Annotated in this window: 23 protein-coding genes; 5 read left to right on the top strand and 18 right to left on the bottom strand. The window is 35.1% G+C overall.

The annotated features are described in order from the left end of the window. Window positions 1-105 precede the first annotated feature (105 nt). The 3 genes from galU (at window position 106) to CDOM16189_RS06945 (ending at window position 2,763) form a co-directional block, all read left to right on the top strand. Complete coding sequence (gene galU, locus CDOM16189_RS06955) at window positions 106-939, top strand: UTP--glucose-1-phosphate uridylyltransferase GalU (RefSeq protein ID WP_170000886.1); 834 nt, start codon at window positions 106-108, stop codon at window positions 937-939. Beyond that, window positions 926-2,149 carry a glucose-6-phosphate isomerase gene (locus CDOM16189_RS06950; protein WP_170000885.1) on the top strand — a complete coding sequence of 408 codons (1,224 nt, stop codon included), beginning with the start codon at window positions 926-928 and terminating at the stop codon, window positions 2,147-2,149. Before galU ends, CDOM16189_RS06950 begins: the two co-directional genes overlap by 14 nt. Window positions 2,150-2,331: 182 nt before the next feature. Beyond that, window positions 2,332-2,763, top strand: a complete 432-nt coding sequence (locus tag CDOM16189_RS06945; RefSeq protein WP_170000884.1) for a Dps family protein — start codon at window positions 2,332-2,334, stop codon at window positions 2,761-2,763. Between the two features lie 134 nt (window positions 2,764-2,897). Here the strand turns inward: CDOM16189_RS06945 and CDOM16189_RS06940 are convergent, their stop codons facing one another. From CDOM16189_RS06940 to CDOM16189_RS06855, 18 genes are all read right to left on the bottom strand, one after another. Continuing rightward, window positions 2,898-4,055 (bottom strand): major outer membrane protein, encoded by a 1,158-nt coding sequence (locus tag CDOM16189_RS06940; protein ID WP_170000883.1) that lies wholly within the window; start codon window positions 4,053-4,055, stop codon window positions 2,898-2,900. A gap of 192 nt (window positions 4,056-4,247) precedes the next feature. Continuing rightward, window positions 4,248-4,811, bottom strand: a complete 564-nt coding sequence (locus CDOM16189_RS06935) for a cytochrome c4 (protein WP_249321612.1) — start codon at window positions 4,809-4,811, stop codon at window positions 4,248-4,250. A gap of 85 nt (window positions 4,812-4,896) precedes the next feature. Then, the gene (locus tag CDOM16189_RS06930) at window positions 4,897-6,084 is read right to left on the bottom strand and encodes a major outer membrane protein (RefSeq protein ID WP_170000882.1); all 1,188 of its coding nucleotides are present in this window, start codon (window positions 6,082-6,084) and stop codon (window positions 4,897-4,899) included. Between the two features lie 403 nt (window positions 6,085-6,487). Continuing rightward, a complete protein-coding gene (locus tag CDOM16189_RS06925) occupies window positions 6,488-6,946 on the bottom strand; it encodes a hypothetical protein (RefSeq protein ID WP_170000881.1) in 459 nt (152 codons plus the stop codon). Next, the gene (locus CDOM16189_RS06920) at window positions 6,933-7,508 is read right to left on the bottom strand and encodes a hydrogenase-4 component G (protein ID WP_170000880.1); all 576 of its coding nucleotides are present in this window, start codon (window positions 7,506-7,508) and stop codon (window positions 6,933-6,935) included. The genes CDOM16189_RS06925 and CDOM16189_RS06920 overlap by 14 nt, the downstream gene beginning before the upstream one ends. A 49-nt stretch (window positions 7,509-7,557) precedes the next feature. Then, the gene (locus CDOM16189_RS06915; RefSeq protein WP_170000879.1) at window positions 7,558-8,796 is read right to left on the bottom strand and encodes a Zn-dependent hydrolase; all 1,239 of its coding nucleotides are present in this window, start codon (window positions 8,794-8,796) and stop codon (window positions 7,558-7,560) included. Between the two features lie 111 nt (window positions 8,797-8,907). Beyond that, on the bottom strand, window positions 8,908-9,255 hold the full coding sequence (locus CDOM16189_RS06910; protein WP_169973156.1) for a chaperone NapD: 348 nt from the start codon (window positions 9,253-9,255) through the stop codon (window positions 8,908-8,910). Further along, window positions 9,252-10,202, bottom strand: a complete 951-nt coding sequence (locus CDOM16189_RS06905) for a WD40 repeat domain-containing protein (protein WP_170000878.1) — start codon at window positions 10,200-10,202, stop codon at window positions 9,252-9,254. The genes CDOM16189_RS06910 and CDOM16189_RS06905 overlap by 4 nt, the downstream gene beginning before the upstream one ends. Beyond that, window positions 10,199-10,684 carry a 4Fe-4S dicluster domain-containing protein gene (locus CDOM16189_RS06900; RefSeq protein WP_169973152.1) on the bottom strand — a complete coding sequence of 162 codons (486 nt, stop codon included), beginning with the start codon at window positions 10,682-10,684 and terminating at the stop codon, window positions 10,199-10,201. Before CDOM16189_RS06900 ends, CDOM16189_RS06905 begins: the two co-directional genes overlap by 4 nt. A gap of 2 nt (window positions 10,685-10,686) precedes the next feature. Continuing rightward, on the bottom strand, window positions 10,687-11,220 hold the full coding sequence (locus CDOM16189_RS06895) for a nitrate reductase cytochrome c-type subunit (protein ID WP_169973150.1): 534 nt from the start codon (window positions 11,218-11,220) through the stop codon (window positions 10,687-10,689). Next, window positions 11,221-12,012, bottom strand: coding sequence for a quinol dehydrogenase ferredoxin subunit NapH (gene napH, locus CDOM16189_RS06890; protein ID WP_169973281.1), 792 nt, complete (start codon window positions 12,010-12,012; stop codon window positions 11,221-11,223). Continuing rightward, on the bottom strand, window positions 12,012-12,767 hold the full coding sequence (napG, locus tag CDOM16189_RS06885) for a ferredoxin-type protein NapG (protein WP_169973148.1): 756 nt from the start codon (window positions 12,765-12,767) through the stop codon (window positions 12,012-12,014). Before napG ends, napH begins: the two co-directional genes overlap by 1 nt. 2 nt (window positions 12,768-12,769) lie before the next feature. Then, window positions 12,770-15,550, bottom strand: a complete 2,781-nt coding sequence (gene napA, locus CDOM16189_RS06880) for a nitrate reductase catalytic subunit NapA (protein ID WP_169973146.1) — start codon at window positions 15,548-15,550, stop codon at window positions 12,770-12,772. 469 nt (window positions 15,551-16,019) lie between these two features. Then, window positions 16,020-17,216, bottom strand: coding sequence for an LPP20 family lipoprotein (locus tag CDOM16189_RS06875; protein ID WP_249321610.1), 1,197 nt, complete (start codon window positions 17,214-17,216; stop codon window positions 16,020-16,022). Window positions 17,217-17,225: 9 nt separating this feature from the next. Next, window positions 17,226-18,557, bottom strand: coding sequence for a DUF6844 domain-containing protein (locus CDOM16189_RS06870; protein WP_169973144.1), 1,332 nt, complete (start codon window positions 18,555-18,557; stop codon window positions 17,226-17,228). Window positions 18,558-18,604: 47 nt separating this feature from the next. After that, a complete protein-coding gene (gene lpoB / locus CDOM16189_RS06865) occupies window positions 18,605-19,231 on the bottom strand; it encodes a penicillin-binding protein activator LpoB (protein WP_170000877.1) in 627 nt (208 codons plus the stop codon). Then, a complete protein-coding gene (locus CDOM16189_RS06860) occupies window positions 19,228-19,617 on the bottom strand; it encodes a DUF1425 domain-containing protein (RefSeq protein ID WP_169973139.1) in 390 nt (129 codons plus the stop codon). Before CDOM16189_RS06860 ends, lpoB begins: the two co-directional genes overlap by 4 nt. Before the next feature lie 6 nt (window positions 19,618-19,623). After that, entirely contained in the window at window positions 19,624-20,985 is a 1,362-nt protein-coding gene (locus tag CDOM16189_RS06855; protein WP_169973136.1) for a COG3014 family protein, read from the bottom strand. 1,001 nt (window positions 20,986-21,986) lie between these two features. On the opposite strand from CDOM16189_RS06855, the gene CDOM16189_RS06850 reads away from it, so the two are divergent. Together CDOM16189_RS06850 and CDOM16189_RS06845 are read left to right on the top strand one after the other, a co-directional pair. Next, window positions 21,987-22,703, top strand: coding sequence for a hypothetical protein (locus CDOM16189_RS06850; RefSeq protein WP_169973134.1), 717 nt, complete (start codon window positions 21,987-21,989; stop codon window positions 22,701-22,703). Window positions 22,704-23,090: 387 nt separating this feature from the next. Continuing rightward, complete coding sequence (locus CDOM16189_RS06845; RefSeq protein ID WP_169973132.1) at window positions 23,091-24,188, top strand: HP0729 family protein; 1,098 nt, start codon at window positions 23,091-23,093, stop codon at window positions 24,186-24,188. The last annotated feature ends 21 nt before the right edge of the window (window positions 24,189-24,209 follow it).

Raw genomic sequence — 24,209 nt, 5'->3', positions numbered from 1 at the left:
CTCACCTTCTTTGTTTGTAAAATTTAGCAAACTACACTCAAATTTAGCTATCTTAATTTCGCATTTAGTAAGCCTTGGTTAAAATATCTTTAAAAAAGGAAATTTATGATACAAACTTGCCTTTTCCCGGCTGCGGGATACGGTACTAGATTTTTACCTGCGACCAAATCCTTGCCAAAAGAGATGCTTCCGATACTTACAAAACCGCTTATTCACTATGGAGTGGACGAGGCGCTAGAAGCAGGTATGAAAAATATGGCGTTTATCACAGGTCGTGGCAAGCGAGCGCTGGAGGATTATTTTGACATCAGCTACGAGCTTGAACACCAAATTTCAGGCACAAATAAAGAGTATTTGCTAACCGAAATTCGCGATCTGATGGCAAAATGCACATTTTCATTTACTCGCCAAGAGAGCATGCGAGGGCTTGGAAATGCGATACATACAGGCAAAACTCTTATCAGAGACGAGCCTTTCGGCGTTGTTTTAGCTGATGATCTTTGTATCAACGAGCAAGGTGTAGGAGTTCTTACTCAGATGGTAAGGATATATGAGAAGTATCGCTGCTCTATCGTAGCCGTCATGGAAATACCAAGAGATAAAGTAAGCAACTACGGTATCGTAAGCGGCAGATACATAGAAGATGACCTTATAATGGTTGATGACATGGTGGAAAAACCAAGCGTCGAAGAGGCACCTACAAATTTAGCCATCATCGGAAGATATATACTGACGCCTGATATATTTTCAATTTTGGAGCAAACAAAGCCCGGCAAAAACGGAGAAGTTCAAATAACTGATGCGCTAAAAGAGCAGGCTAAAAACGGCATGGTGCTGGCATATAAATTTAAAGGCAGACGCTTTGACTGCGGAAGTGTTGCAGGATTTGTAGAGGCCACAAATTTCTTTTACGAGCTTCATAAAGATGGTAAAAAATAATCTTTTCTTTGAAAAAACACCTATATCGGCTATAAAATCGTATGCGAAACGTATGAATGAGGAGTTTGAAAGTGGCGATATAGGGTATTATCATCTTCCTGAACTAGGAGGCGATATATTGACCTCTATAAACAAGCTTGAAAATAAATTTAAAGATATAAAAAATATAGTTTTAGTAGGCATAGGAGGGAGCTCTCTTGGAGTTAAGGCTCTAAAATGCCTTCTCAAGTCAAGAAAAAAGCCCGATAGCAAAGAGCTATATTTTTTAGATAACGTTGATCCATTTAGCTTTGAAAAGCTACTTGATAAACTAAAATTTAACGATACTCTATTTATCATAAGCTCAAAATCAGGCACCACAATAGAGACTATCACGCTTTTTAAATGTATTTTGGACAAATTTAAGCCTTCAAATTTAAGCCAAAATTTTCTTATCATCACAGATCCAAATTCACCGCTTGAAATTTATGCCAAAGAAAACGACATAGTTTATTTTAACATCCCTAAAAATGTCGGCGGGCGTTTTAGCGTACTAAGTGCGATAGGACTAGTACCTCTAAGCCTATGCGGATACGATATAAAGGCTCTACTTGAAGGTGCAAGCGAGTGCAAAAAACAGTTTTTAAATGATAAAGATGATACTTTAATGCACAAGGCGTATCATTATGCAACACATAAAAATGCAAAAATAAACGTTATTTTTAGCTATTCAGATAGATTTTTAGCCTTTAACGACTGGTATGTCCAGCTCTGGGCGGAAAGTTTGGGTAAGAAAAAAGGCTTTAAGAGATACGGACTAACACCTGTGGGGCTAATTGGCTCTCGCGATCAACACTCGTTTTTACAGCTGATCATGGATGGCGTGAAAGACAAAACTGTAACTTTTATAAAAATTTTAGATCATGACTCGACAATTACTACACCAAATATAAATTTAAACAACCTTGAAGCCTGTAATTTTGCAAATGGCCTTAGCCTATCAGACCTAATAAATGCACAATGCGATGCTACTACGCACGCTCTCATTCAAGAGGGAGTAAGCGTAGATCTAATAAGCATAGATAGGCTTGATGAGTGGCATGCAGGCTATCTCATATATTATTACGAGCTTTTAACATCTGCTACAGGGATAATGCTAGGAATTAACACATACGATCAACCCGGAGTAGAAGCAGGAAAAAGAATTTTAAAAACTATGCTTCAAAAATAATTTTTAAAATTTCATACTAAACTTTCTTAACAAATATTATATTAAATGTCTATTGATTAACAAATAAGCTGTATAATTTAATTAACTAGATATCAAATAATAATTTTTATTATTTAGAAATAATTTTTATTTAAGATTTCTTTGCTATAATTTCACTATAAAAATTAAATAAAGGAGACAATATGTCAAAAGTAATTCAACAACTAAACCAAATTCAGGCTGACGCTCATGCGTTATTTATCAAATTTCATGACTATCACTGGAATGTTAAAGGTATTCAATTTTTTAGCATTCACGAATACACAGAAAAAGCTTATAACGAATTAGCGGAACTTTTCGATGAAGTAGCAGAAAGAGCTATCCAACTAGGCGGAAAAGCTATAACAAAACCTGAAGAGTTAAACAAACTATCTCATATCAAGCCTGCAGGCAAAGACAGCTATACTCCGATAGAAGTTCTAAAGGGAATTTTAGCAGAGTATGAGCACCTTCTGGCTGAATTAAAAAAGCTTGCAGAAGTTGCAGAAGACGATAGCACTACTGTAGCTATAGCTGAAGACAATATAGCAAAATACGAAAAAGCCATATGGATGCTTAACGCAACACTTGCGTAATTTTCCTCCGATAGGGCGGAAGCTTTCGCTCTATCATTTTTAATCTTACTACTACTTGTTTAAAATTTTTATATTTTATTTGTGTGTATTAGAAATTTATTCTGAGCGAAAAATCGCCCAGAATATTAGAATCATTAGAATGAGTATTTAGCCTCAAATCTAAAGGCATCACTTTTTGTTTTACTTGAATCAACTTTAGCTTTTGCATGTGAATACCAGCTCTCAAATACTAGCTTAGAACTATAGTCATATGAGAATCTTCCCACATACTCTTCCATTTTTGTTTTTTTATCGGCATCGTCTTTTATGTCACCTTTGATATACTCAGCAGCTATACCAAAATCACCAAATCCATAGCCGGCAGTAGCAAACCAGAAATTACCTCTTCCTTCAAGATCGGTATAATCAAAAGTCTGCTCTCCGTAACTTATAAATGAACCTTGATCTTCAAGTGTTGAGAAACCTTTTGCTTTATCTTTAACTTTCCAGCCTATATATCCCAATGAAAGATCTACGCCAAAAATACTTGCAGCTGCCTCTGTCGCATAAAAGTTTGTATCTTTATACAAGGCTGATACTTTATCATCTACATCAACATTTCCATATTGAGCTTGAAGACCCAAATTGACATCATCGCTAATATCAAAGCCAAATGAAACATCGGCAGCTATAGCATTCGCAACATCAACAAGCATTGCATACCATAGTTGGAAATTTACAGGATCGTAAGAACCTATAGCAGCTACACCATAAAGGTTGTTGCTAAAAGCAACTTGTGGTATAGCAGAGTCTGTTTCACCGCTATATTCAAGTGCATCGAATGCTATAGCCGCAAGTGTTAGACCTTTAATGTCTGTGTTTATGACTTTAATACCGGTTCCAGCCTCGTCATCTGTAAAGTATGAACCGATTATCTGCTTACCAAGAGTTACTGTTGTGTTATCTCTTTTATAGCCAAGGTAGAATTCATTAACTCTAAAAGTATCGGTTGTGTCTGTCCTGTCTCCGTTTGTTGATCCAGAACCATCAGTAGTGCTATATCTCAAACCCAAAACGCCAAAGAGGTTATCATCAAGTGCTGCCTTGAAAGTTGTAAGCATTTTAAATTGATGTCCGGCATCAGTCTCTTTATCTCCTACTGCAGGAGTAGTTTTTTCATTAGTGTATCTATATCTTGCAAATCCCGAAAGATCTACATTTTTAATAGCATCTTCAAGCGGAGTTGCACTTGCAACGCTTGAGAAAGCACCTAAAGCAACCAAAGCTGCCAAGCTAATCTTTGTTAATTTCATTTAAACTCCTTTAAAATTTAAAATATGACACATATTATCATAAAAATTCATTTTAATAACTTAAATTTGATAAAAAAATTTAAAAAAATTACCAATCATTTACTAAAAACAGGTATTTTAAAATAACATTTATTTTATATGGTATTAATACCATATAAAATATTAACATTAAATGTATAATTTTAAAAGAATTTATCTTAAATAGCTACCTTGGTTAGGAGTAGTTGCGACATCTGTATTTTCATCTTGGCTATGCTTATATTTTAAAGCATCAACACCTTTTAAAAATACAATAATATCTCCAAGTTCATTATATGTAGTTGTTGCGGCAATAGACTTCATTATATCCCTAGTGCTACCACCGTAAGAAGGATCGTTTAGATAACCAGAAAACGCAACTTCTATATCATCAGCAGATAGTTTTGTAAGTTTTTCAGATCCGTAAGAGGCTCTTTTTTCTCCGTTCTCTCCGTGACATCTAGCACAATTTTTAGTATATAATTCCTTTCCCTTTTCTAGACTATATTTTTTATTGCTATCGATACCTATATTTAAAAACCTACCGCTCCTATCTTGCTCTTTAGATTTTTCATAAACATTTATACTTATATTTTCATCTTTGGAATATTTTTCAACAAGAGCTTTTAGCTCTTTCGCAAATTCGCCTTTAGCTTCAAATATATAGCTTGGCTCATCTGCATTCAGGCCAAAAATAGAAATAAAACATGCCAAAAATGAAATTTTATACCAATTCATTAAAACCCTTTGTTTTAAATTTAAAAATCCCAAGCAAGAAATTCTTACTTGGGATTATATCATATTTTAAAATATAGACTCTAAATTAGAAATTCCATCTAGTTTCAAATCTAATTCTATCTCTCTTGCTTGTTAGGTTATTTTTTTCTTCTTTAGCTGCCGCATAGAATCCTGAGAATACAAGTTTTTTGCTATATCTGTAAGCACCGCCGGCATTCCACTCTTTTCTGTCAGCATCTTTACCAAATCCTTTGGCGTGACTAAAGCCTTCGCCATCAATATAGTTCGCATACAAAGAAACTTTATCCATCTTATATCCTAGTCCTAAGAACCAATATTTGTTTTCATCTTGGATATTGTTGTAGTATTGCTTACCACTGTTCATTACAGAATTTAGAAGTTTTGCAGGATTGATTAATTTGCCATTATCCTCTATTGTTACGAAAGATACTTTATTGGCATCATCTGATTCAAAGTTTATATAACCTAAATTTACATTAAATCCAAAAAAGTCAGCATCGCCTTTTAATGCATAGAATTTACCATCAGAATATGTGTTGTCTTTTGCAGAATTTTGTACATATTGTCCTTGGAATCCTAGTTTTGCAGCCCCTAAATCAAATTTTAGACCAGCATCTGCAGCGTATAGATTAGCTATATTTTCAAGACTGGCATACCATAGTTTAAAACTAAATGGATCATAGTTGCCCATTGCTGCTAAACCATAAACATTTGGAACTTCAGGAAGTGTATTTTTTAAGTTACCATCAAAGTCTCCACCTGTCTCAATCGCATCAAATGCAACAGCAGCAAGTGTTAAACCTTGTATATCAGAGTTCATAATTTTTATACCTGTGCCAGCCAAATCGTCTGTAAAGTATGTTCCCATTACTTGCTTACCAGCTGCCACAGTAGTATTGCCAACTTTGTATCCAAGATAGAATTCCTGAACTCCAAAAGTGCTTTCTGTGTCTGTTATATCGGCAGTATTAGCATATCCTGAACTACTATCATTAGAAGCATATCTTAGGCTTAAAACACCAAAGAAATTATCGTCAAGTGCGGCTTTAAAAGAGAATATAGATTTAAACTGATGTCTTCCGTTATCATCTTTTTTGCCGTTATTGTCTGTTAAATCGTTTGTATATCTATATCTTGCATATCCTGAAAGATCTACATTTTTAATAGCATCTTCAAGTGGAGTTGCACTTGCAACGCTTGAGAAAGCACCTAAAGCAACCAAAGCCGCTAAACTAATTTTAGTCAATTTCATTTAAACCCCTTTGAATTAAAATTGTTTATAGTGGCAATATTAACATAAATGAAATGCAAAATAACTTAAACTATTTTATAAAAAAGTTGTTAATTAAGTTTTGTATTATAATGTGTATTTAATCCCTAAAATAGGCTTATGTAAAGCATTTTATTACAAAATAAAATATTAATTTTTGATAATTAATTTTATAATAATGAGTTTTGAAGACTTTTTTCTTAAAAAAACAACCTAAAAAATGGTCTAAATTTACAAAAAAATTTAAAATTTTAAAAAATAAAAACAAAAAAATTACAAAAAGTAACTGAGAATAATAAAAAAGGGAGCTTTGTCTCGCCCCCTTAAAAGGAGTTCTAACTTTGATTGCTTGAAAGAATTATAAATTACTTCGGTAAATCAATGGCTAATCAAATCTGATTTGCTCTGATTTAGGCACTTCGGTTATCTTTTTCTTGTTATAACGCTTTAGTATAGGTTTTTTCAACCCTATAGAATCCAATTTTTTATATTTAGTTTCTGCTTTTACATACTCTTTTTGTAGAAGAAACATCTTTTTTATCCTATTATCTATAATAATTGTATAAACAAGATCTCCGTAAGAGAACTCATGACTATCGCCACAAAATACACCGCTTTCAAGCTTATTATTTGAGGTATCAATACTATTTATAGTATAGCACCAGCCTGATTCGGAATATACGAGATCGCTTATGAAGCCCTTTATCATCCGCTCTTTGGTCAAAATAGGATTTTGCTTTTCTGCTTGTTTTGGCGGAATAGTTTTTGTAAAAGAAAAAAACTGTGTGCATCCTCCAAAAAATACAGGTAAAATCAGAATCGATACAAGGCTAAGCCTGGACATTAAGTACATTGCCGCCCAATTTGGCAATCTGCTGATCTATAGCAGCCAAAGTTTTTTGGATGGTTTGCTGAGAAATTTCAGGAAGTTTATCTCCCCACATACGCTCAGCTTCTTTAAAACCATTCAATACGCCTTCTTTCCCGATTTGAAGCTTTTCAAGATCTCCTCCGGAGCCATTTATCACAAAATCAGCTATTCTGTTTGCTGTATTTGTGATACCAAAAAATCCATTCTCACTCACAAGATCGCTAGCTTCATTTTGCGATAAAGAAGATATATCCTTACCAAAATAACCGATAGACTTATAGTCGATATTTTTTAAGATATTCTCTAGTCTTTGAGGGCTTTTTGCTACTTCATTGAAAAAGCCAAAATCCACTGCTGACTGTATACTGAAATTTAAGCCACTCTGTTCAAAAGCCTTGTTCTGAAAATCAGAAAAATAGCCATTTGTAATCTGTATAGCACTTAAATTTGAAACCGAATCCCTAAATTTAGATGTATTTTCGTTTTGATTAAAGCCATAAAAACTGAAATTATTTGATACGGAATTTATTTGCATAACTTCTCCTTATTCTATGTTTTATTACTATTTTAATATATTTTTTAATTTATTCAGCCTCTTTTAAGATCACGCTTTTTAAAAGATTTAGCCCGTTTTCTATATCGTCCCATTTTGAAAATTCTGCAGGATTATGGCTGATTCCGTCTTTTGAAGGGATAAATATCATCGCAGTAGGACAAATTTCAGCCATATGCATAGCGTCATGTCCTGCTCCGCTTGGCATTATCTCATAGCTTAAATTTAGCCCCTTAGCTTCCGAAGCTATCAAATTTATAAGCCTCTCGTCAAGCTTGCATGGAGTATCAAAGCCAAGTTGCTTTATCTCGCATTTTACGCCTCGTTTCTCTTCTATTTTGTTTATATGCGAGATTATCTGAGCGTAGGCATCTTCACGGGTTTGCAAATTTATACCCCTTAGATCAATAAGCAGCGTCGTTTCTCCCGGCACTACGTTCATCACGCCCGGTTTTACGGAGCAATTACCCGTAGTTGCCACTACGCTATTTTGAGAATTATCTTTTGCTATCTTTTCAACTGCTAGTATTATCTCAGCCGCCGCGCAAAGTGCGTCATTTCGGTATTTCATAGCAGTAGTTCCTGAGTGCTGAGGCTGCCCGATAACTCGCACGCTAAATCTATGAGGCGCAGCGATTGCGCTTACTACACCGATTTGAATTTTTTCATTATCAAGAAGCGGTCCTTGCTCAATATGAATTTCAAAAAAACCTTTGTAGTTAGGTTCTAAATTTTTAGCCTCTTCGATCCTTTTTATATCTATTCCAAATTCGCTAAAAATTTCGCCTATTTCACGTCCCGTAAAGTCTTTAACATCCTTTAGCTTCTCATATCCTAGCTTACCGCACATTACCTTGCTGCCAAGAGTCGCGATATTAAACCTGCTTGACTCCTCACACTCAAACACGATTAGCTCAAGAGGGTGTTTTGTTTTGATATTTTCATCATTTAGCGAGCGGATTACTTCAAGTCCACCAAGCACGCCTAAAATTCCGTCAAACTGTCCGCCGTTTATAACCGTATCAAGGTGGGACCCAAAGGCAATTGCGGGTAAATTCGGCTCGCTTCCTTCGCGCCTTGCAAAGATATTGCCTATCGCATCCACTCTTACGCTAAGCCCCGCTTCCTGACAGCGCTTTATAAACAGTTCGCGCGCGGTTTTGTCCTGAGAAGTGTAAGCAAGTCGGCTCATTCCGTCGCCGAAACTATAATCGTTTATAGAATTAATCTCTATAAAAAGATCTTTTAATCTACTCAAATTCACGCCCATTATAAGCTCCTAAAATTTTATTTTCTAATATTTTATATAGTTTGCGTTGAATTTGAGGTTAGATTTTTTGATTTTAGTATAGATTTGAATAAAAAGAAGGTTAAATTTAAGCTATTTAACCTTATGGTGAACGCTACCGCTATAAACTATATCACGAGCTTGCATATCATCGTTTGTAAGCACTTCGCTGAGTTTGCCGCTCTCTTTTAGCCTCTGTAAATCGCCCTCTAAATCCTCTTGATAGCTATACACCATCGCAACGCCTGCAACGCCATTTATACGCTCCATAACCTTAAAAGTCTCAAGCTCGTCTTCAAAATTATCTACGCTTATAAGTGCTACTATCTTTGCGTTTTCATAAGCAATAACTTCGCACTGGCTCATTTTACGAAGCGAATTTAAGATCTCGTCTATCAAATTTTCATCTTTTACATGCACTATCACACTTGAAATATTCATCTAAATCTCCAAAATTTTACTTTTTTCTCGTAAGCAACACTTATAAGAGAACTATCATCTAAAAAATGTATGCCGTTTATGGTGCTTTGCATAGTTTTTAGCCTTGCTAAAATTCTCTTGCTGTTTACTTCAAATACGTCTATATCGCTTAGATCATCACTCATAAATGCTCCAAGTTTGCCGTCATCGCTAAGACCTACCGCATAGACTAAAAAATTTGACCTCATCATGCCGATACTGCCACCACTATAAACTCCTGCATGTCTATCCACTCCGCCTGTAACGATAGCGCCGTTTTTATACTCTATATCATACATATTATCTTTATGAAAGCCAAGCTCGTTTAGCACTTTGCGCTCTTTAGCGTCAAATATATAAACTATCCCGCTCTCACATCCCACGGCGATCTTGCTTCTATCTTCGCTAAGCTCAAAGTCAGATAGCGACGCTATAGAAAATTTTTTGCTAAAGTCTATGTTGCCCGTTTCTAAATTTAAAAAATAAATTTCATTACTAAGCGAACCGATGACAGCTGTCTTTGGATCTAAAAATAGAGCCTTTTTGATTGATTCGTTATTTAAATTTATAGTTTTAGTCTCTACTCTTTTACCGTCAATCATCTCATAAACGTGCAAAAGTCTTTTGCCGTAACTCGTCTCGCTTAGCACCATCAGCACGCCGTTAAGCTCATCTATGCTAAATACTTTTGCAAACTCGTCATCCGTAAAATGCGTCTTTATCTTTGGTAAAACTATAGGCTCTAAAAACTCCTCGCTCTTCATATCATAAATATTTACCTGACCGCTGTCGGTACCAAGATAAAGTTTGTCGTTTAAAAGCGAGGAACTTATCACGTTAGAGTGCGCTTCTATGATCTTGTAAGGCTCTTTTATATCAAGAGAAAAAGCCAAATTTAAAAGCGCTAAAAAAGCGAGTAGAATTTTCATAAAGCCTCCATTTTGATAGAATTTTTAAAACACACCTCAAGACACTGCGCACATCCCGTGCAGCGTTCGTTTATAACAGGGCGAAAAACGCCAAAAAAGTCAATCGCTTTAAATTTGCATACATCTTGGCAATTATAACAAATCGTATTATTCCACGCTAAACAAGAAGATACGTCTATGCTAACCTTTGCCTCTATTTTGGCTGGGAATTTTAGACTTAAAACCTCTTTGCCCACCTCTTCGCAGGCTATGGCGCAATCCTTGCAGAAATTGCAACCTAAATTTTTAAACTCAAAAACAACTCTTTCATTCTCAAACCTCAAAAGCTCTCGCCCGCAAGCCTTCACGCAAGGAGCGTGACAACCTACGCAGTCAAATTCTCCGCAAAAATATGGAGGATTTATAAATTTGGGCGCCTCTTCTTTAGCACCCAAAATTTTTGTAAAAAGTCTTCGTCTTGAGAGATTATTCGCCTCTTGCAATCTTACCTCACACCGTCATTTAGTATGTCAAGCAAATTTGATCTTTGAGCGCCGTCCTCGGTTCTAAACTCAGGTTTAAAGTTATTTTTAAACGGCGCTGTCAAATTTGTTTGAGGAGCGTGGCACTGAGTACAGTTATACCTATCATCGCTTAGCTTATCTGCTAAGTCTTTGTTGTTTCTGATACTATAAAAGTGCGATTTAGGCAGAGGCGTAGCTCCGGCGTCTTTGGCTACATCAGGCATATGGCAGGTTACGCACATATTCATATCTTTGGTGATAGGAATAAGCCCTTCTAGATCGTGAGGGATCATCGGAGGAGCGTTTTCAAATGCGCGCTCTATGTTTTTAGCAGTTCCTGCAGGATCAGTTGAGTATTGATACTCCAGTAGCTTGACTGAATTTTCATCCATCACATCAGAACTTCTTAATCCGCCCAAATCCTTTGGCTTGTTGTCCGCGACTGACGGCGCATTGCACCCTGCAAGGATGATTGCCGCAGCCATTGCACCAAGTGCAAACCTAAAAGTTTTCATTCATTTTCTCCTTAAATTTCTTATACTAAATTTTAGTGCATCATCGCCGCACACGTCTATACAGCGTCCGCAGCTGATACATTCGCTAGAGGTTATCAAACCGCTTTGCTTTCCGATTATTCCCAGCACTTGGCTTTCAGGACATATCACTTTGCACTTCATGCATTTTGTGCAGTTTTGGCTATCGTGCTCTACGCGGATAAACGCAAATTTGCCAATCGTCGCATAAAAAGCGCCAAGAGGACAAAGCTTTGAGCATATCAGCCTATCGCCCACAAAAGCGTCTATCGCAAATACGCCAAAAGCCACAAATATCCAAAGCGTGCCGCCGTATATGATACCGCGCTGAATTATGCCGATAAAGCTTACGCCCTCAAATGCGGGCGTTTGCATAACAACGGACATAAAAAGCACAAAGGCAAGTATGTAGTAGCGAAAGCTTTTAGAAAACACGACTACTTTTTTATCTTTGTCGTAGCCAAATTTGACTCTAACAAATCTTGCAAAATCTGTTATTATATTTACAGGACATACCCAAGCGCAAAATGCACGAGGCGCGATAAGAGCGTATATCAACACAACTATCAAAGCCCCGAGCGCAGCAGAGCCGGCAAGTGTAAAACTAGCTAAAAACAGCTGCAACACTGCAAACGGATCGCTAAGCGGGATAGTGCCAAAGATCATAGACGAGCTTAAATTTCCTTGCAGAATTTTAAGTCCGTAAAGATTGCTAATCAAAAACAGAGCCAAAATCGAAATTTGAGTTATTCTTCTAAGCAGTAGGTATTTCATCATATCTCTCCGCTGTTAAGGTAGTCTTTGACTTTGTTTTGATCAAGCTTGATCTTAGTGTCTATATCTTTTAATCTCGTATCATCGCCCTCAACCCAGCCTTTTACGTAGTTATCATTAACTTCGCCAAGCCCAATCTCTCTTGGAAGCACGAAAATCGCCGCTTTTTTCGTTACGCAGGCGTTTTCGCATTTTCCGCAACCCGTGCAGTAGTTTGCATCCACCACAGGAAGTAAAAATGCGTGCTTTTCGGTTCGTTCGTTTCTTTTATACTCAAGCACAAGAGCCTTATCTATAAGCGGACAAGCCCTATAACAGGCATCGCACTGAATTCCTGCAAAGGCTATACAGCTATAAGGATCAAGCACGGCTATGCCCATGCGAGATTTGTTGATATCAAGCTTATCGTCAGTGCTAACGAGTTTCACATCAAGAGCGTCCGTCGGACAGGCTACCGTACAAGGAATATCGGTACACATGTAGCAAGGCACCTCTCTTGGCGTAAAATAAGGCGTTCCAAAGCTTATATTATCGCCAAGCTTTGCTAGACTTAGCGTATCAAAAGGACATGCCTCCACGCAAAGCCCGCATCTTATACAACTAGCCATAAAGCCCTTCTCATCCCTTGCCCCTGGCGGGCGAAGGATGAGAGTTTGAGCCTTAAGATTTGTCTGCGTGCTCCAAGTAAAGCCTCCTGCGATTACTAAGCTAATCGCCTTTAAGCCAAATTTGAGTACCTCGCGCCTATCTTTCATATCTATGCCTTATAAATTTTAACTGCGCATTTTTTGAAATCGGTCTCTTTTGATATCGGGCAAGTTGCGTCTAAGCAGACCTTGTTAATAAATACGTTCTCATCAAAGAACGGTACGTATACAAGCCCTACAGGCGGCTTGTTGCGTCCTCTTAGATCCACTCTTGCTTTGATCTTGCCGCGGCGAGACTCGATCCAGACGATCTCGTTTTGCATTACACCAAATTTCTCGGCATCTTGTTCGTGCATGTAGCAAAGCGCCTCAGGTACAGCGCGGTATAGTTCAGGAACACGCATTGTCATAGTTCCCGTATGCCAGTGCTCAAGAACACGACCCGTACATAGCCAAAGCGGATATGTGTTATCAGGCATTTCGCAAGGATCCATATAAGGGCGGAAGAAAATTTTAGCCTTGTTATGGAGTGAAAATTTCTCATCTCCGCTTGTAACTTTTAGCAGATCTCCTCTTGGAAGTTTTGCGTCTTTGTTTCCGTAGAATGCAAATTTCGCTGTCGGATCGGCTTTTTTTGCATAAGGGTCAAATTTAGTATTAAATCTCCACTGAGTCTCTTTACCGTCAACTACAGGCCATCTTAGTCCGCGAACTCTATGATATGTATCAAAATCGGCCAAATCGTGTCCGTGCCCTAGACCAAATTTGCGGTAGTCTTCCCAGAGGTATTTTTGGATGAAGAAGCCGTATCCTTCAAACACTTTGCCATCGCTTCCCACTACCTTTCTGCTATCGCCAAATACTTCTGTGTTGTCATAATCTTCCATGATAGGATCTTTTGCGCTGTAGCTTCTTGCCTCTTTGTTAGCAAATAATACGTCAAATAGCGTATCTTCTTCGCTATAACCCATCGCCTTAGCCTCTTCAAGCACGCTTGGCAAGGTCAGTTTATCATCTATCTTTTGCTCTTTCCAGACCTCTTTTAGCTTAAAGCGTTTTGAAAATTCAAGCATCTGCCATGTGTCAGTCATCGCTTCGCCCACAGGAAGAACTTGCTGTCTCCAGTGCTGAGTTCTACGCTCTGCGTTACCGTATGCACCCCATTTTTCATATATCATCGCCGTTGGAAGGATGAGGTCTGCAACCTTAGCAGAAATTCCCGGATAAGGATCTGAAACAACGATGAAGTTATCCATCTCGCGAGCCGCTTTTATCCAGTGGTTTGCGTTTGCGGTATTGTGCCATGGGTTATTTACGTGAACCCAAGCCCACTTGATCTTACCGTCTTCTAAATCACGCATGATTTGCATATAGTGAGGACCCGGCTTAGGATTTAGTGTGCCTTTTGGAAGCTTCCAAATTTTTTCTGAAATTTCGCGGTGTTTAGGATTTGCCACAACCATGTCAGCAGGCAAGCGGTGAGCGAACGTTCCAACCTCTCTTGCAGTTCCGCAAGCTGAAGGCTGACCTGTTAGCGAGAATGCTCCGGAACCCGGAAGTGCTTGCTTACCAAGCAAGAAGTGGATCATATAAGCTTGTTCGTTTACCCATGTGCCTCTTTGGTGTTGGTTCATACCCATAGTCCAGAAGCTTACGACTTTTCTTTGTTTTTCTATATATAGCTCGGCTAGAGTTTTTAGTTTTGCTTTAAACTCTTCTAGGTCTTCGTTCGGATCGCCCTTTGCAAGTTTAGCAACAAAGTCAAGCGTGTAAGGAGCAAGGGCTTTCTTAAACTCTTCAAAGTTTATCTCCCAGTGAGCTCCTGCCTTTGCGTTGTTTTTATTTTCCATAATATCGCCGGCTTTTAGCCCTAGATAAGATAGGGTTACACCCTCATTTTCGCTTATCTTCTTTCTAAGCTCGGTCTCTAGGATATCTTTTTCGTTTGGATATTTTGGATGGTTAGGGTTGTTTCTCAAGCCATATCCTATATCTGCAGGTCCTGTTGTGAATATACAGTGTTTTTTAACAAATTCTTCATCTATCATATCAGGATGGTTATAAACTATCTCGCGAGCTATATAGTTAAATATCGCAAGATCGGTTGAAGGTGTAAAGATAATCTCAATATCGGCTAGATTTGAAGTTCTGGTAGAATATGTACTTAAATTTACTACTTTTACTCTTTCAGGATCGGCTAGCTTTCTATCACTAACTCTCGCCCAAAGCACAGGGTGCATCTCAGCCATATTTGCTCCCCAGCAAACTACCGTATCGGTTAGCTCGATATCGTCAAAACAACCTGACGGCTCATCTATACCAAATGTCTGCATAAACGCAACAACCGCAGATGCCATACAGTGGCGAGCGTTTGGATCTATCGCGTTACTTCTAAAGCCCGCTTTTATAAGCTTAACAGCAGCAACACCCTCCATAACAGTATATTGACCCGAGCCAAATACGCCTATACCGTGAGGTCCAAGCTCGTTGTAAGCCTTTTTAAACTGCTCGGTCATTACGTCAAACGCTTTTTGCCAGCTTACTTGCTTAAATTTGCCCTTTTTATCAAATTCGCCTTTTTCATTTACGCGAAGAAGCGGATGTGTGATACGATCCTCTCCATACATGATCTTAGCGTTAAAATAGCCTTTAATACAGTTTAAGCCTCTGTTTACAGGAGCTGCCGGATCTCCCTTAACGGCTACTATTTTGCCGTCCTTGGTTGCAACCATAATACCGCATCCAGTTCCACAAAAGCGACATGCAGCCTTATCCCAGCGCCAACCTTTTTCGGCATTTGAATTCGCCATCAGATTAGCAGGCATCGCTATACCGGCACTAGCACAAGCGGCACTTGCAGCGGCACTCTTAATAAAATCTCGTCGATCCATCTTTTCTCCTTAAATTTTTTAAGTTTTTTCTTAAAATTTTATTTTATATTTTAGATATTAGCTTACAAAAGCTGAGTTTAAATTGATTAAAATCAATTAATTTATTATTTATGTTTACTTAATTAGTCTAGATAGTGAGTTGTATTATTATTTACAGTTTTTAAATAGCTCCTAAAACCTGCAATATATAATTTTTTATATTGATATTTTAATACTTATTCTAATTTTAAAAGGTAAGATATTAATTTTTCATAGCTTTATAATCAGTGTATTTTGGTAACACTTTGGTTTTAAAGCTAATATTTTTCTTAGAAAATTATTAATAATTAAAAATAAATTTAGAAATAAAACTTCATTAATTTAATTTTTTTATTCTTAAATATAAAAATTAAATTATAATAAATTTAGATGAATAATATTAAAAAGTAGCTCACAAAATAAAATTTAGCGTGATTTCTCACGCTAAATTTTAAAAACCAAGTTTAACTCCTCCGCCTTGATTAAGCTCATAGTTACTTTCTCTTCCTTGATCAAGCCCGATGCTGTCATTTGAAAAAGGTCTACAAATATCTCCTATAGAAATTTTTCCATCTTTTATCGTAGCATAAGAGATTTTTGGCGTCACTCTGGATACCTCAACGCTACCCACACGTTTCTCAACCCTGCCCGTAGTCTCTTTGGTATAGGCATCTTTTAATGCTTTACCAAGAGAGAAACACTCATAAACTTCACCTACAGATAGCTTTTGTGTAAAAACAACTTCAGATGCGCTTGCATCCGCAACTTTTAATGGATATATAGCGTTTACTATATCTTTTGCAATATTTGTCGCTATCTCATCTATGACAGCATTTTCAGCTATCAAACCCTTTTCTTTTTGGCTAGTTTTAAAACCGAGAGTGTTTGAAAATTTGATTTGGCGTGTAGCAAATAACAGCACCTCATAATCAATCACAGTCTCTATAGCATTGCTAACCTTGCCTGTTAGATTGCTAGTTTTTGTCGTAGCGTCCATACCTCTTATTTCAAAGAGCAAGATATAATCTGTCGCAAGGGCTCGTCCTAGTTTATACTTCTCATCTTTGTGTGCATCTCCATCTCTTATGAAACTCTTTTCCAGCTCATAATAACCCTCATTTTGCCTATCAAGCAAATTAAATTTACGACTTTCCAGCAATTTAGCGGTTATTCTTTTATGGATTAAATTTCCAATGCTTTCATATTCTATGGAAGATTTATCAAAAACGACCACACTTCTACGACTATCAGCGCTTAGCCCGGGAACCTTATATTTTTTTGTAGTTGTAGTTTTTTTAATTTCTACGGTTGCAAAATATCTGTCTTGCATATCTTGATCAACACTTAAAACTTCATAAGAATCGGCTCTACCCTTGGTGGCTTTGTTTATTTGTTCGCTGTATGAGTCTGTTATTTTACTGCCGCTATTATCGCTTATAGCGAATGTTTGAGAATTTTTTATAGAGTTTATACTAACTCCATTCATTTTGCCTATAGCCTCAATAATGGCGTTATTTATAGCTTCTTCGCGAGTTATTCCGGAGCCTTCTCCAATCTCCGTTTTAGTAACTGTTTTACTTACAATTTCCGCCTGCACATTTAACACAAGACCAAAAAGAGTCAAAATCATAAAGATTTTATTCAACATATTTTATCCTTAAAAATCGTCAATACTATTGACCGTCTTAGATTCTCTAGTTTCTTTTTTTGAACTGCTTGATTTTTTAGAATTTTGACCAATAGGAGCTATTGACTTAGTGGCATTCTCATAGTTAGAATAAGAATAAACTCTCACAACACCAACTCTTTGAATCCCATTTTCATCCTTATAAGACCATCTCTTAAGAGTTCTAATTCCTCTAAGATTACCGCTTGCCTTAGATTTTATAGATTGCATTACCTTATCAACTATCTCTTTAGGACTTGATTCCACCTCTTGCGTTTGCCCGGAATATAGATCTATAGTTTGTTTTATAGCTCTTTCGACTTCCTCCCCTGTCTCTTGCTCACGGTTAAAAGATATAATTGTATTTATAAACTCGATAATAGCCGCATCAGCCTTTTGGGATGCTGCATCTTGTGCCATTTGATGCATTCTATCAAGCATATAAGAATCATTAGAAGTTGGTAAAAAGCCCCAGTTGCCGTAGCTTAATATTACAGGCTCTCCTTTTTCGTTATAAACTAAGCGCATTCCATATTCGTTTAAGTAGCCCTTATCATTATCTGGTAATAGCTCTTTGATATTTTTACCATTTCCTTTTATATTAGGTTTTCTCCTAAACTGCATATCTCTAGCAATTTGTCTAGTTTTATCACTAACTACACCTATTACGCCCACTTCATAATTTCCACTACCGGTTCTTGAAACAAATGTTTTAACGGGGACAAGTCCGGACATTCTTCCCAAGGCTGTAGTTATCTGCTTTGACACAAATTTCTCTTTGAATAAAACTTTCTTTTTCTCTTCCGTTAAGCCTTCAGGATTTATACCCAAATCCATTAATGCTTTGTCTAATGAGGCGCCGGCTAATTGTCCTATTTTATCAAAAATTTGAGATATGATACCGCCTTTTTGTGTAGGCTCAAAAACTTGAGCGTTTGTTGAATTATCTTGATTATACGAATTTATCTTTTCTACACTAATTCTTCCATATACATCTTTTACAAACTCGCCTTGAAGATTTAATATTGCCTTTTCATAAGCATTTTGCAAGGCTTTTGCAAAATCAGCATCTGTCTCTTTCGCTATAGCGGCAGCTTTGCTGATGTAAAAAGTTCTACCGTTTAATGTTTCACCATAATTTATATTGTTTTCATTAGCAAATTCATCAAAAAAATCTTCAACAGTTTTAAAGTCTTTTTGCCCTGTATATTGTGATATATTATTTTGACTATCCACATCAGCCTGAGATATATCTTGCTCTGCTTCATTAGCATACATAGTGCTGATTAAAGCCAAAGCGCATAAAAACAACTTTTTATTCATTCTAATTCTCCAAAATTTAAAAGGTAAAATAAAATTTGAACTTCAAATTACCATGTAACAGACTTACTAGAGCCTGTTTTGTCTATTGTTTTTTCATCTTCCCAGTGAACAAGACCTGAGTTAAGATCTGTAAGCCTTAACAAAAAGAAATACTCAACCTGTGTTTTTCCATTGCTAAGCTTTACATTATCTTGACGAATTTTACCTGCCAAAGAGAAATCAGGAGCCACTAAAGCGCCTTTTTTGGCAATAGTTTTTTGATTAAATTCATCATCTTTTCTCAACTCTCTAACATCATGACTCATAGAATCAAGTGCGCCGCCAGCCGCAACTGCTGATGTAAGTACAAATTTACCGCTTCTGCGCATTGCTTGAGTTATCTTGGCTGTTAATTTTTCAGTATCTATTCTAAGTGCTGTATCATTTACGACTCTACCCATGGCCACCACTTTTCTAACACCAGGCTGCAAATTTACAAATGCAGGATCACCAAGCAGGCTTTGTATCATAGTTTCGGCAGCCACTTCAAAGTCCTCTCTATCTAGTCCTAATGTAAGCGCATCACCTTTTTTAACCTGAGTAGCCTTACCGTCAGTATAAACTGGCTGATTAGTAGCACAACCCGTTATTAAAAATGCAGCCAAAACTGCTGTTGTTAAAATTTTACTTTTCATTTTGTCCCCTTATTGGTAATATAAATTTTAAAAGTTTTTGCATCTTTATTTGAAGCAAGATATTTGACGATAATCTCTCTATTTTTATTTAAATAAAGAGTTTTATAATCATCCGTCAAAGAATCTCTTAATACAAAGCCATTCTGATCAAACCAAGTGAGTTTATAAAAAATATTTTGCGATTTGGGGCTAAAAAACACTATTTCCGCTTCTAACAATCCATTGTTATTAACCCTATTTCTTACGTTTCTTATAACATTTTCCGAGATACCATCCGCTTGGATCAAGCTTGTTCCGCCATATGATTGTAAAAATATATTTTGAGTTTTCGATCCGCAGCCTAAAAAGACAAACATCACGATTAAAAGTATTGAAATTTTCTTCATTTTGTCCTACCTTTGAATAATTTTAATTTGTGGTGCACTTTGTGCATTAAAAGATCTTACAAAAACAATAGCATCTCTGTTTTTGTCTATCTCGCCGCTTTTAAGTATTGCATTATCAGGAGTCCTCAACTCAAATTTACCATCATTTTTCAGAACCGCTACCTGAGCTGTCTTAGGAAGACCTGTCCAAGATCTGATATCTGACTTTGTAACATAAGCAGTTACCAATGATACGCCTATGCTTAAGAATCCACCGGTAGGATCATTTTTTGCTACGGCAGCATTAATAACTGTTTTTACTATACCTTGGGCTATAGTTTGAGCAATTATACCAGGAAGTTCTGTCTTAAACTCAGTTGCTATAATGTTATCAAAATTTGCAATTTCATAAGTTTGCACTCCGTTTACGTTAAGCATACCATAACTTGGCAAACGCTTTTTAAGAGTCGGAAAAGATATGCTAGTTGAGGCAAATTGATTTCTTTGAAAATCTATTAAAAATGGAATAGTTAAATTAAAAGAGTCTTTTTCTACACCCATACCATCCTCATATATCAAGAATATGTAGTTTTCATCATTATTTTTTACAGAATTTGCTCTACTTTTAAAAATTTTATCAATAGCTTCAAAATTTTTATCATCAGGGTGGGTTATAACAATCTCTCTAAATTTATCAGCTGCATTTACATAGTCTTTGTCCATAAAGAAAAATACTGAAGCAAGATAGGTTGCATAAGGATTTGTGAAAACTTCAGAAGCACTAAATTCTTTGAATAATGTATCGTAATAAGCATTAGCCTGCTCCGCATTTTTCATATTTTGTTGATAGTTAGGATCTTTTTTTGCTTTTTCAATCTCATCCCTACTCTTTTCTATTTGAGCTGCAAAATAATCTTTTGCTTTATCTTGTCTTAAAAGAGCTCTATTAAACTCAACTCTGGCATTTTCAAAATCGTTTAAGCTCATAAAATTTAGACCCTTGTAGACATTGACCATAATTCTCTCGTATAAGCTCCCATCATAGTCAAATAGTGTGTCACTCAAAACTGTTCCTGCAACAGTTTTACTGACCTTTGATCCAGTATCCTCTAAATCAACATCAACCTTATAAGACTCTTCGACAGCATCAAAAAAGTAGTTGCTTGAATTATAATCCCCGCAGTTTCTAGTCATAAGACCTGCATTTAATCCTGTATAAATAACATCATCTTTTTTTTCTACTAAAGCCTTTTTTTCATTTATAATATTTTGATCGCAGACCCCTATTTCGATTGCTTTTTCATAATTCAAATTTGCAGATTTTTGACTCACACAACCACTAAAGACCAGGGCCAACAATAAACCAGATAACAAATGTTTATGATACATTTAATATTCCTTTATATTTTAAATAAATAATAAATGTATTATATCCAAAATGAGTATTAAAATATAATATAAAATTAGGATTAGTTATGTAAAATACTGATATATGTTTTAATTAATTCTAAAATTTTTATAGATATATATGGTAAATAATTATTTAAAAACTAATGATTTTTGACAATAGCTTACTATAATTATTATATTTTATTAGTATTTTTAAGTATTACATATTGTTTTGAATGCACTATATCCACAATCTTTTATTTTTGAAAATTGTATTTTTACGTTGGATACAATTTGACAAAAGTCTATTGATTTATTCCTAAATTAATCAGAAAAAATATTGTAACAATAGTAATTAAAAACAATAATTTTTTAAAATCAAAACTCGATAAAATCTAATAGTAAAATATTAGCCAGAAAAAGAAGATGATTAAATACAAAGAAAAATTTAAATGGTGGAGCGAGGCCACCCGAATATGCTATTTAAATGACGGTTAAATAGATATTTAAAACTTTAAGTTTCAAAAAGTCCCTCAATTAGTCCCTTATTTACTTTTTATTTTAAAACCATGAGTCTTATTGCAAGTTTTTATTTTAACATACTTTTACAAAAATCAACAATAGCTTACAATTAAAACAGATAAAAAAGTTAGAAATAGAAAAGTAATAAATTAAAGAGCTCCTCATTAACACGTATGTTATTATGAAGATGAGTGTAGTTTAAAAGTTATAGTTAAAAAATATCAAAAAATCAAGGAAGCTGAAAAACTCTTTTTCGATTTTCAACAAGAGTTATACAAACTGAACAAAGCCACAAAAAAAGAATCAATAAAAGTATGCTTATTATACAAAATGTTTAAAATTGAGCAACATCTAATTATAAAAATAGCCTCTAAAATTCATAGTATATAGTATAATGATATATAAGGTGAATTCATGCCACAACCTGTCATATTAATATGTTAAATTTCCATTATAAGTTATATAAAGAAAGGAAAATAATGTATATTTATGTTTTATATGGAGTTATAATTTTAGCAATCGGATATATTCTTATGATGTATTTTAGTAAAAATAGATTGTTTCAAACAGCACAGCTAGAGAACTATATAAATAGTAGCTCCTTTGCTTCTATTGAAAAAATACTCCAAGATGATAATGCAAAGAATAATTTAGCTCAAATAAAAAATAAAATTATTGCTTTCTATATGATTAGAGACGAGCTCTATGATGAATTAAAAACATTGCAAAAAAGACTTTTAAAGATATGCAATCTTTTGAATAATAACTCTAATGATAACTTGATAAAAAGAAATAGGCTTTTAAAATTTAGATATTTTGAGAGTAAAAGCTTTCAAATATTTGACAACTATTCTAGTTTAAGTGAAGAAATACTAAAGAATAATGATGTGTTAAAATATTTTAAAGATCTTGATGACTTAACGATTATGCTAAGATATATAAAAGAAATTATGGTAGAGAACAATATAAAAGTCTTAGATGAAATAACAAAAGACTTTATTGTGGATAGCAAAGCAATAAATAATGAACACAGAAGACTAATATTTAAGCTATTTGAAATAAATAATGAATGTGTAAAATCATTAAGAACTCTAAATAATGTTGCAAGTATGCAAGGAACCATAGCGGCTTTTGCCAATACATTTAATGTATATAAAATGTATTATAATAAAAGAGCTTTTAGGGAAGTGGCATAATAAGATTAGCTTAATACTAAGTTCTTATCTCGCCACAACAAAATAAAATAGTAGCTAATATGAAACGATGTTGTTAGTATATATGTCAAATAAGGAGCTAAAATGCCAGTCAAGCCACAGACTTTTAAAATCTGCTGTTTAAAATGTGGATTTTATAAGATTATTCAATTTTAAAGCGATTGTCTAAGACTTTCAGATATGAAACAAATTCCAGAATACTGCCCCAAGTGCGGGAGCAAGGAATTGGAGAATAGAAAACTTACTAAAATGGATAAAATCATATTAAAAATTAAATATAATTTTACCAATAATCCTGAATATTTATTGAAAGATTATTGAATATAGTTTTATCAATAACTAAAAACATTAAATTTACAAAGGAACTTCATGAAAAACATCCTTATACTCTATAATCCATATTATCAAATTGACGTTATAGAGCAGCACCTAAAAGTCCTTATTGACAAAGAAGAAGTTGCCTTTGGTAAAATAAGAGTCAAATTTAGAGATATGGAGCATAACTTTAAAAATAAGCTTGAAGAAATTTACGAATCCACAGATAAAAATAACTTCTTACAACTCTTTTTAACAGATTACTCAAGCCTATTTGTAGCAAAAGTTATAAAAGTCACAAATGATGACATGAGCGGTATTGCTCCAAGCTATTATAAAGAAAAAGGTCTTGATGTAGAAAAATGGTTTATTATAAGCGATATAAGAGAGCTTGTCAGAAATGATTTTGAAATCATAAGGGATAACTATTTAGCAAATTTTACAACTCCAAACTTCAATAATCATACTTATGCCATTTATGGAAATGCCTATGTATATCCTTTAATAGTAGATATGAAACAAGAGATTAACTATTTTTATAACGATACAAGATTTTATACTAACGTTTATAAGTCACAAGAGTTTTTATCTATAAAAGACAATTTTATAAACTATAGCTTTGGAAGCAAACTTGTTAATCTAATGCATCCTGACTCCATAGAAAATATAATCTCCGCCGAACTTGAATATCAAGCCAATAAGCAAAATCCTCTATATGATTTTAGCTCGGTAGTTGTCAAATACTCAAAGACTATGGAGCAAGAAATTTACATGTTTGCAAAGGCTCTTTTTAAAGAACTGGCACATAAAAATTCTAAAATTTTAGATATATCATACTCGGTTCAAGGCATAAACTATACTCTAAGTGATATTTTTACCAATAAACCAAATTTGGGTACATATAAATTTTTATTTAAAAACTATCTAGTACAAAAAGCTCTAACTGGCAGCAAACTAGAAAGCTATATAACTAAAACCTTTCCTAAGGTAATCAGTGAGCTTCAAGATATTAGAAACGAAACTGTTCACGCCAAAGCTCCCAAAATAACAGATGTAATAAATCTGAGAGCTAAAATTATTGGAGTCGGTCAAGATAGTATATTAAGCAAACTTTTAAAAGCGGTAGCGGAAGTTAAGAAGGGGATTAGTTAAGTTTAATAATTAAAGTTTATA

This window comes from Campylobacter sp. RM16189 (genome assembly GCF_012978815.1).
Lineage (GTDB): Bacteria > Campylobacterota > Campylobacteria > Campylobacterales > Campylobacteraceae > Campylobacter_A.
The sequence above is the reverse complement of the archived record's forward strand: the minus strand, read 5'-3'. Positions and strand labels throughout refer to the sequence as shown.

What these genes read in the sequence shown, in the direction of transcription:
- CDOM16189_RS06845 (WP_169973132.1), top strand. Translation starts at nt 23,091, where the DNA reads ATGAAAAACATCCTTATACTCTATAATCCATATTATCAAATTGACGTT.
- CDOM16189_RS06940 (WP_170000883.1), bottom strand. Translation starts at nt 4,055, where the DNA reads ATGAAATTAACAAAGATTAGCTTGGCAGCTTTGGTTGCTTTAGGTGCT.
- CDOM16189_RS06945 (WP_170000884.1), top strand. Translation starts at nt 2,332, where the DNA reads ATGTCAAAAGTAATTCAACAACTAAACCAAATTCAGGCTGACGCTCAT.
- CDOM16189_RS06915 (WP_170000879.1), bottom strand. Translation starts at nt 8,796, where the DNA reads ATGGGCGTGAATTTGAGTAGATTAAAAGATCTTTTTATAGAGATTAAT.
- CDOM16189_RS06860 (WP_169973139.1), bottom strand. Translation starts at nt 19,617, where the DNA reads ATGAAGAAAATTTCAATACTTTTAATCGTGATGTTTGTCTTTTTAGGC.
- CDOM16189_RS06935 (WP_249321612.1), bottom strand. Translation starts at nt 4,811, where the DNA reads ATGAATTGGTATAAAATTTCATTTTTGGCATGTTTTATTTCTATTTTT.
- lpoB (WP_170000877.1), bottom strand. Translation starts at nt 19,231, where the DNA reads ATGAAAAGTAAAATTTTAACAACAGCAGTTTTGGCTGCATTTTTAATA.
- CDOM16189_RS06930 (WP_170000882.1), bottom strand. Translation starts at nt 6,084, where the DNA reads ATGAAATTGACTAAAATTAGTTTAGCGGCTTTGGTTGCTTTAGGTGCT.
- napG (WP_169973148.1), bottom strand. Translation starts at nt 12,767, where the DNA reads ATGAAAGATAGGCGCGAGGTACTCAAATTTGGCTTAAAGGCGATTAGC.
- napA (WP_169973146.1), bottom strand. Translation starts at nt 15,550, where the DNA reads ATGGATCGACGAGATTTTATTAAGAGTGCCGCTGCAAGTGCCGCTTGT.
- CDOM16189_RS06855 (WP_169973136.1), bottom strand. Translation starts at nt 20,985, where the DNA reads ATGTATCATAAACATTTGTTATCTGGTTTATTGTTGGCCCTGGTCTTT.
- CDOM16189_RS06950 (WP_170000885.1), top strand. Translation starts at nt 926, where the DNA reads ATGGTAAAAAATAATCTTTTCTTTGAAAAAACACCTATATCGGCTATA.
- napH (WP_169973281.1), bottom strand. Translation starts at nt 12,012, where the DNA reads ATGAAATACCTACTGCTTAGAAGAATAACTCAAATTTCGATTTTGGCT.
- CDOM16189_RS06925 (WP_170000881.1), bottom strand. Translation starts at nt 6,946, where the DNA reads ATGTCCAGGCTTAGCCTTGTATCGATTCTGATTTTACCTGTATTTTTT.
- CDOM16189_RS06850 (WP_169973134.1), top strand. Translation starts at nt 21,987, where the DNA reads ATGTATATTTATGTTTTATATGGAGTTATAATTTTAGCAATCGGATAT.
- CDOM16189_RS06910 (WP_169973156.1), bottom strand. Translation starts at nt 9,255, where the DNA reads ATGAATATTTCAAGTGTGATAGTGCATGTAAAAGATGAAAATTTGATA.
- CDOM16189_RS06895 (WP_169973150.1), bottom strand. Translation starts at nt 11,220, where the DNA reads ATGAAAACTTTTAGGTTTGCACTTGGTGCAATGGCTGCGGCAATCATC.
- CDOM16189_RS06905 (WP_170000878.1), bottom strand. Translation starts at nt 10,202, where the DNA reads ATGAAAATTCTACTCGCTTTTTTAGCGCTTTTAAATTTGGCTTTTTCT.
- galU (WP_170000886.1), top strand. Translation starts at nt 106, where the DNA reads ATGATACAAACTTGCCTTTTCCCGGCTGCGGGATACGGTACTAGATTT.
- CDOM16189_RS06920 (WP_170000880.1), bottom strand. Translation starts at nt 7,508, where the DNA reads ATGCAAATAAATTCCGTATCAAATAATTTCAGTTTTTATGGCTTTAAT.
- CDOM16189_RS06875 (WP_249321610.1), bottom strand. Translation starts at nt 17,216, where the DNA reads ATGTTGAATAAAATCTTTATGATTTTGACTCTTTTTGGTCTTGTGTTA.
- CDOM16189_RS06870 (WP_169973144.1), bottom strand. Translation starts at nt 18,557, where the DNA reads ATGAATAAAAAGTTGTTTTTATGCGCTTTGGCTTTAATCAGCACTATG.